The organism is Actinocrinis sp. (genome assembly GCF_035605935.1).
Lineage (GTDB): Bacteria > Actinomycetota > Actinomycetes > Streptomycetales > Catenulisporaceae > Actinocrinis.
In genome coordinates this window covers 1-7354 of record NZ_DATNGK010000194.1, presented here as the reverse complement: position 1 = coordinate 7354, position 7354 = coordinate 1, and the positions used below count along the sequence as shown (strand labels likewise).

The following is a 7354-nucleotide window of genomic DNA, read 5'->3' as shown; positions in this document are numbered from 1 at the left end:
CGCTCATTGAGGCTCCGGTCGGCGATCTGAGCTCGACCGAGACGCTGCTGAAGATCAAGGTGCCCCGCCGGCATTACTTCCGCGAGCTGCGCCGTGCCCGCGATCATGGGCTCTCGTTGTTCGACAAGGCGGCCCGCGACCAGGAGTGGGAGTACGACGATGAGTCCTGAAAGCGCGGGGGCTCTCGTCGCGGCCGTCACACCGGTGCTCACGCGGGCCACCGACGGCGCGGCCGAGGTGCGGGAGAACTTCGGCCAGGCGGTGGCCGTGGTGCCTCCCGAGCAGTGGATCGCGGCGCTGACCGCCGCCCGCGACGATCTCGGCGCGACCTTCTTCGACTGGCTGACCGCGGTAGACGAACTCGAGCACGGCTACACGATCGCCGCGTTCGTGTGCGCCCCGGCCGATGCCGCCGCTGAGGCAGGGCTCAAGCGCGGCCAAGGTCTGCTGCTCAAGACTGCGGTGCCACGGGACAACGCCGAACTGCCCACCGCGACCACGGTCTACCGGGGCGCGAACTGGCACGAGAGGGAGACGTTCGAGATGTTCGGGGTCGTGTTCACCGGACACCCCGACCTCAAGCCGCTGCTGCTTCCGGACGGATTCGAAGGGCACCCGCTGCGCAAGGAGTTCATCCTCGCCTCGCGGGTGGCGAAGGCCTGGCCGGGAGCCAAGGAGCCAGGCGAGTCCGACCACGACCGGGGTAAGGCGTCGCCGGGTCGGCGCCGGATGCTGCCGCCGGGCGTGCCGGGGGAGGAGTGGCTCAAGCCGCTGTCAGCGCCGGCCCCGGCCCAGGTGTCCGCCACAGCTACGGCTACGACCGGCACTGCGGCCACGCAGCGCGGCCCGGTCGCGAAGAAGCTGGCCACCGAGAAGTCGGCCACCGAGAAGCCGGCCGCGAAGAAGCCAGCGGAGCAGAAACCGGCCGAAACGAATCCAGCCGAGGAGCGTGCGGCCGAGGCCGGCGCGGACGGCGAGGTCGAGGACTGATGGGCGGCGCCGCGCATTGGTGGCTCGAAGTCGTCCTGCGGCTCGTCGTCATCCTCGGTTTCTTCCTCGTGGTGCCGCTGCTGGTGGGCCAGATGGAACACAAGGCCATGGCGCACATGCAGGGCCGGCTCGGGCCGATGGAGGCCGGTGGCTTCCACGGTTGGGCGCAGCTGATCGCGGACGGCGTGAAGTTCGCGCAGAAGGAAGCGGTCGTACCCGCCGACGCCGACCGCACCGTCTTCCAGCTCGCCCCGGCCGTCGCGCTGCTGCCGTACCTGGTCGCGCTGGTGGTCGTACCGATTGGGCCGGGCACGCAGGTCGGGGTCGCGCTCGATCTCGGGCTCTTCTTCGTGCTCGCGGTCATGGGCGTCGGCGTGCTCGGCACGCTGATGGGCGGCTGGGCGAGCGCGAACAAGTACTCACTGCTCGGCGGCATCCGCACGGCCGCGCAGCTGATGGCCTATGAGCTGCCGATGCTGCTGTCCGCCGCCTCGGTCGGCATGGCCGCCGGAACGCTGTCGCTCAGCGGCATCGTCGACAAGTGGCAGTGGTGGTGGCTGCCCTGGCAGCTGATCGGCGCGTTCGTGTTCTTCGTCTCCGGGCTCGCCGAGCTGCAACGCCCGCCGTTCGACATGCCGGTGGCCGACTCCGAGATCATCTTCGGGGCCTACACCGAGTACACCGGCCTGCGCTTCGCCTTCTTCCTGCTGGCCGAGTACGCCGGGATCGTGCTGCTGTGCCTGCTGACCACGGTGCTCTTCCTCGGCGGCTGGCACGGACCGTTCTCCGCGCACCTGGGCTGGCTGTGGACGGTGCTCAAAACCCTGGTGCTGTCCTTCGTGGTGATCTGGCTGCGCGTCAGTTACCCGCGCCTGCGGGAGGATCAGCTGATGCGCTTCGCCTGGACCGCACTGATCCCGCTGGCCCTGGCCCAACTCGCGATCACCGGGGTGGTGAGGGTGCTGTGACCTCCGAGCTGGACAGGAGCGCCGCTGTGGAAAAAGGCGCTGTGGAAAAGAGCGCGCAGGAAAAGAGCGCCGCGGACCCGGCAGCCGGCCGGGGGTTCCCCGGCGCGGGCCTGGTAAAGGGCCTGGCGACGACCTTCAAGACCATGACCCGGCCCGCGCACACGGTCCAGTATCCGGATCAGCCGCCTGAGCTGCCCCCGCGCACCCGCGGCGTGATCGCGCTGGTCGAGGAGAACTGCACGGTCTGCATGCTGTGCGCCCGCGAGTGCCCTGACTGGTGCATCTACATCGACTCGCACAAGGAGACGGTCCCGGCGCCGCCCGGCGGCGGCCGCGACCGCACCCGCAACGTGCTCGATCGTTTCGCCATCGACTTCTCGCTGTGCATGTACTGCGGGATCTGCATCGAGGTCTGCCCCTTCGACGCGCTCGAATGGTCACCGGAGTTCGAATACGCCGAGTTCGACATCAAGGATCTGCTGCACGAGAAGGACCGGCTGCGCGAGTGGTTCTTCACGGTGCCCGCTCCGGTCGCGCTCGATCCGGGAGCCGAGGAGCCGAAGGAGATCGCGGCGGCGCAGAAGGCGGCGGACAAGCAGCTCGCCGCACAGAAGGCCGCTGAGATCGTCGCGCTTGCCGATACGGGCACCGACGGCGAAGCGGAGGGGGAGGGGTGAGCACCGCGCTGGCGGCCTCGGCGCTCTCGACCGCGGCGCCCTCGTATCTCTCCCCGGCCGGGGTCGAGATCGCGTTCGTCCTGATCGGCCTGCTGGTCCTCGGTTCCGGGCTGCTCGTGGTCACCGTGCAGAACCTGGTACACGCGGCGCTCTGGCTGGTCGTGTGCCTCGGCGGGATCGCGGGCGAGTATCTGCTGCTCGGCGCCGAACTGGTCGCGTGGGTGCAGGTCTTGATCTACGTCGGCGCGATCGTCGTACTGCTGTTGTTCGGCCTGGTGCTGACCCGCGCGCCGATCGGCCCTACCGACGAGCTCGACGTCAAATACAAGCTGCCGGCTATTGTCGTCGCGGCCGCAGCGGCAGGCGTGCTCGTCACGGTCATCATCGACGCGTACCGCACCGTGTGGCTCGACCCGCGCGACGCCGTACCGCAAGGTACGAACGCAGCCAACGGCGCCGCGCTCTTCCGGTTCTGGGTGCTGCCCTTTGAGACCCTGTCCGTGCTGCTGCTCGCCGCGCTGGTCGGGGCGATCGTCATCTCGCGCCGCGGCGCCGAAAGCGAGGATGACGCCTGATGCACGCCGTGTACCCACTGCTGCTCGGCGCGCTGCTGTTCGCCATCGGCCTCTACGGGGTCCTCGCGCGCCGCAACGCGATCACCGTGCTCATGGCCATCGAGCTGCTGCTGAACGCGGTGACCATCAACCTGGTCGCCTTCGGCTCCCTGATCCGTGATCAGTTCAACATCGGCCAGGTCTTCACGCTCTTCATCATCACGATCGCCGCCGCGGAGACCGGACTCGGCCTCGCGATCGTGCTGATGATCTTCCGGCAGCGCGGCAACGCGGACATCGACGGTCAGCGCCAGCTGGCTGAGCCGCTCGGCGGGCCTGCCGACGAAACCCAGCCGAGCGCCGATGCCGCGGCCCTGCCCCCTGACGCCGAAGCCGGGGAAAAGGCCGAGCCGACCGCACAGGCGCTGGCCACGACGGAGGCGGCCCGGTGAACGTCTTCGCCCTGCTCACCATCGCCCTGCCCGCCCTCGGTTCGGCGGTGACTTTCGCCGGGGCGCGCGATCTTCGGCACGTGAAGTTCTGGTCGGTCGCGCCGATCGCCGCCGCGCTGTTCTGCTCGCTCGTCGTGCAGGTCGCGCATGGCACCGGCGGCGTGTCCACCTCGATCACCGAGCTTGCTCCGGCGGGCCAGTTCACCGTCTGGCTCGGCACTCGTGTCAGTGGCTTGTCGGCGCTCGTCGGCATCCTGGTGACCGTCGTCGCGCTGTGTGTACAGGTCTTCTCGCTGTCCTACATGCGGCACGAGAAGCGTTACCCGACCTACGCCGCTCTCATCTCCCTCTTTACCGCCGCGATGCTGCTGGTCGTCTACTCGGCCGACCTCATCGTGCTGCTGGTCGGCTGGGAGATCATGGGCGCCTGCTCGTACTTCCTGATCGGCCACTACTGGGAGCGGCCCGACGCGCGCTCCGGCTCGATTAAGGCGTTCCTGGTGACCAAGACCGGCGACGTCCCCTTCCTGTTCGGTATCGCAGCGCTCGGCATCCGGACCGGCAGCTTCCGCATCGATGACGTCCTGCACTACGTAAGCGTCAACGGACTGCCTTACGCACCGTTCATCGCGGTACTGCTGCTGTGCGGCGTGGCTGGCAAGTCCGCGCAGTTCCCGTTGCACACCTGGCTTCCCGACGCGATGGCCGGTCCCACACCGATCAGCGCGTTGATCCACGCCGCGACGATGGTCGCTGCCGGTGTGTACGTCGTCGCGCTGCTGTACCCCGTCTTCCTCCTCGCGCCGGGCGTGCTCACGCTGATGGCCGTGATCGCGGCGATCACGATGACGGGTTCGGCGCTCGCGGCCTTCGCGCAGACCGACATCAAGAAGGTGCTCGCCTACTCGACGGTCAGTCAGCTCGCCTACATGCTCGGCGGACTGGCGGTCGGCGGTCGCACCGCAGCGGTCTTCCACCTGCTCACGCACGGCGCGTTCAAGGCGCTGCTGTTCCTCGCCGCCGGAGTGGTGATCCACCGCGTCGGCTCGAACGAACTGTCCGCGATGGGCGGGCTGCGGCACCGGCTGCCGAAGACGTTCTGGACGATGTCAGTCGGTCTCGCCGCACTCGTCGGCGTACCGCTTTTCTCCGGCTGGTTCTCCAAGGAGGCGATCCTCGGCGCGGCCTGGAACGCATCGGGCCAGTTCGCCGCCGCGGGCCGGATCGTGCTGATCGCCGGCCTGCTGACGGTCGGCCTCACCGCCGCGTACGCGACCCGGCTGTGGCTGAAGATGTTCTGGGGCCCCTTCCCCGAGGCCTCACCCGATGACCACCGCGTCGAGGCACCGCAGACCGAACTGGTTCCGCTGATCGTGCTCGCGGTTCCGGCCGCGGTCTTGGGCTTCGTGGCGCTCGGCGGCGGCGCGTTCGACTCGTGGATCGGCAACGCCTTCGGGATCGCGATCCCGGCTTCGGCCGGGGCAGACCTTGCCCCGGCCGGCCCGACCTCAGCGATCGCCTTCGTCGTGACGCTGCTCGGTGTCGGTCTGGTCTGGAACGCCTGGCGGCGTGATCCGGCCGCCGATCCGGCCGCACTGCTCGGCCGCTGGCGGGAGACCGCGCTGTACGCCTTCTATCTCGACGATGTGCAGGATCTGATCATCGTTCAGCCCGCGAAGGCGTTGGCGAAGCTGGTCGCCTACCTGGACACCGAGGTCGTGGACGGCTACGTGCGCGGCGCCGGTATCACCGCGCGCAGCCTCGGCGGACTGCTCAGACGCGTCCAAACCGGCAACATCCAGCTCTATCTCACCGCACTGTTCACCGGAGTGATCGTGATCGCGGCTGTATTCGCGGGACAGGTGCGGTAAGCCATGGCCACGCTGCTTGTTCTCTTACTCGCCCTGCCGGCCGCCGGACTCGTGGTGCTTTACGCGCTGCCCGCCCGGCAGGCCGCCCGCGTCGGTGCCGCGACCGGAGTGCTGGTCTTCCTCCTCTCGCTGGTCCTGCTCCCGCTGTTCGATTACGGTCACGCCGAGCGGATGCAGGGCCAGCTGAACGTGCCGTGGGTGCCCGCCTTCGACCTGCGGTTCCACCTCGGCGTCGATGGCATCTCGCTGCCGCTGCTGCTGCTCACCACCTTGCTGTCCGCGCTGTGTCTGCTCTATGCGGTGCGGACCACGGCGAAGGACGAATCAGGGCGCGCCTTCACCGCGCTGCTGCTGGTGCTGGAGATCGGCATGGTCGGCACCTTCGTGGCGCAGGACCTGCTGCTGTTCTTCATCTTCTTCGAGATCGTGCTGATCCCGATGTACGGGCTCATTCACCACTGGGGCAGCGGGGAGGAGCGGCGGCGCGCGGCGAACAAGTTCATCCTGTACACGCTGCTCGGCTCGGCGCTGATGCTGCTCGGCTTCCTGCTGATCCACGCCAAGGCCGGCACCTTCGACATGGTCGCCCTCGCCCAGCGGCACGGACTCGGGATGACCCTCGGCGTGCAGGAGGCCGCGTTCCTCCTGGTCGGTCTCGGCTTCGCGGTCAAGACGCCGATGTGGCCGCTGCACACCTGGCTGCCCGACGCGCACACCTCAGCGCCGACTGTCGGTTCGGTGCTGCTGGCCGGAGTGCTGCTGAAGATGGGCACCTACGGCTTCATCCGGATCGGTGCCGGGATGGTGCCGCTCGGCGCGCACCAGTTCGCCTTCGCGCTCGGCTGCTTCGGCGTGGTGGGGATCGTCTATGGCGCGCTCGCGTGCATGGCCCAGGCCCGGCGCGGCGGAGATCTCAAACGGCTGATCGCGTACTCGTCGGTCGGGCACATGGGTTTCGTGCTCCTTGGCATCGCAACGCTGACGCGGGTCGGCGTGGACGGCGCGCTGTTCGCCTCGGTCGCGCACGGCCTGATCACCGGCTTGCTGTTCTTCATCGCCGGCGGCTTCAAGGAGCGGCTGGGCACCACGGACCTTTACACGCTCGGCCGCGGTCTCTACGAGCGGGCGCGGCGTTACGGCGCGCTCATCGTCTTCGCCGCGATGGCCTCGCTCGGCCTGCCGGGCCTGGCTGGGTTCTGGGGTGAGCTTTACGCCATCATCGGCGCCACAAAGCCGGCGGCCGGCCTTACCTCGCTCGGTTTCCACATCCTGATGGCGTTCGCCGGCTTAGGCATGATCCTCACCGCGACCTACCTGCTGCTGGTCGTGCGACGGCTGTGCATGGGCGCGGTGACCGGCCCGAGCGGCGGCAGCCGCTACGAGCCGTTGCCGGACCTGACGCCGCGTGAGCTGATCAGCTGGACGCCGCTGGCCGGGCTGACGTTGATCGCGGGACTGTGGCCCGCGGTGATCCTGGCCCTGGCCGATCCGGCCGTCCACCACGTGCTGGGAGGCGCACGCTAGCCATGGGCGGTAATTCAATGGACACAGCCTCAGCGATCTTCGGCGTCCAGTCGATCGACTACACCGCGCTGCTTCCGGTCCTTCTCGTGGCCGGTGGCGCGCTCGCGGTGCTGCTCGCGGACCTGTTTTTGAGCGCGGGCCGCAAGCCGTGGCTGTCCTGGGCCACGATTGGTGTGATCGTCGCAGCGCTCGTCTCCGAGCTGGCGCTCTGGACCAGCCGCACGAGCATGCCGCGCAACACCTTCTGTGTGCCTGGGGTTAAGGGCGCCGCGGGCTCAGTACTCTCCTGCTCCTATTCGGTCGACAACTTCACGCTGA

7 protein-coding genes and 1 pseudogene are annotated in these 7354 nt (G+C 68.6%); all 8 read left to right on the top strand.

The window, feature by feature from the left end:
* The first annotated feature begins 159 nt into the window (after nt 1–159).
* Nucleotides 160–990 (top strand): NADH-quinone oxidoreductase subunit C, encoded by an 831-nt coding sequence (locus VN779_RS15715; RefSeq protein ID WP_325723915.1) that lies wholly within the window; start codon nt 160–162, stop codon nt 988–990.
* Nucleotides 990–1958, top strand: a complete 969-nt coding sequence (nuoH, locus tag VN779_RS15710) for an NADH-quinone oxidoreductase subunit NuoH (protein WP_325723913.1) — start codon at nt 990–992, stop codon at nt 1956–1958. The genes VN779_RS15715 and nuoH overlap by 1 nt, the downstream gene beginning before the upstream one ends.
* Before the next feature lie 143 nt (nt 1959–2101).
* Nucleotides 2102–2635 carry an NADH-quinone oxidoreductase subunit I gene (locus VN779_RS15705; RefSeq protein ID WP_349260817.1) on the top strand — a complete coding sequence of 178 codons (534 nt, stop codon included), beginning with the start codon at nt 2102–2104 and terminating at the stop codon, nt 2633–2635.
* A complete protein-coding gene (locus VN779_RS15700) occupies nt 2632–3210 on the top strand; it encodes an NADH-quinone oxidoreductase subunit J (protein ID WP_325723908.1) in 579 nt (192 codons plus the stop codon). The genes VN779_RS15705 and VN779_RS15700 overlap by 4 nt, the downstream gene beginning before the upstream one ends.
* Nucleotides 3210–3641, top strand: a complete 432-nt coding sequence (gene nuoK / locus VN779_RS15695) for an NADH-quinone oxidoreductase subunit NuoK (protein ID WP_325723906.1) — start codon at nt 3210–3212, stop codon at nt 3639–3641. Before VN779_RS15700 ends, nuoK begins: the two co-directional genes overlap by 1 nt.
* The gene (locus VN779_RS15690; RefSeq protein ID WP_325723905.1) at nt 3638–5512 is read left to right on the top strand and encodes an NADH-quinone oxidoreductase subunit L; all 1875 of its coding nucleotides are present in this window, start codon (nt 3638–3640) and stop codon (nt 5510–5512) included. Before nuoK ends, VN779_RS15690 begins: the two co-directional genes overlap by 4 nt.
* Before the next feature lie 3 nt (nt 5513–5515).
* Nucleotides 5516–7036 (top strand): NADH-quinone oxidoreductase subunit M, encoded by a 1521-nt coding sequence (locus VN779_RS15685; protein WP_325723904.1) that lies wholly within the window; start codon nt 5516–5518, stop codon nt 7034–7036.
* A 17-nt stretch (nt 7037–7053) separates the two neighbouring features.
* Nucleotides 7054–7354, top strand: a pseudogene (locus VN779_RS15680) (hypothetical protein); the annotation flags it as partial.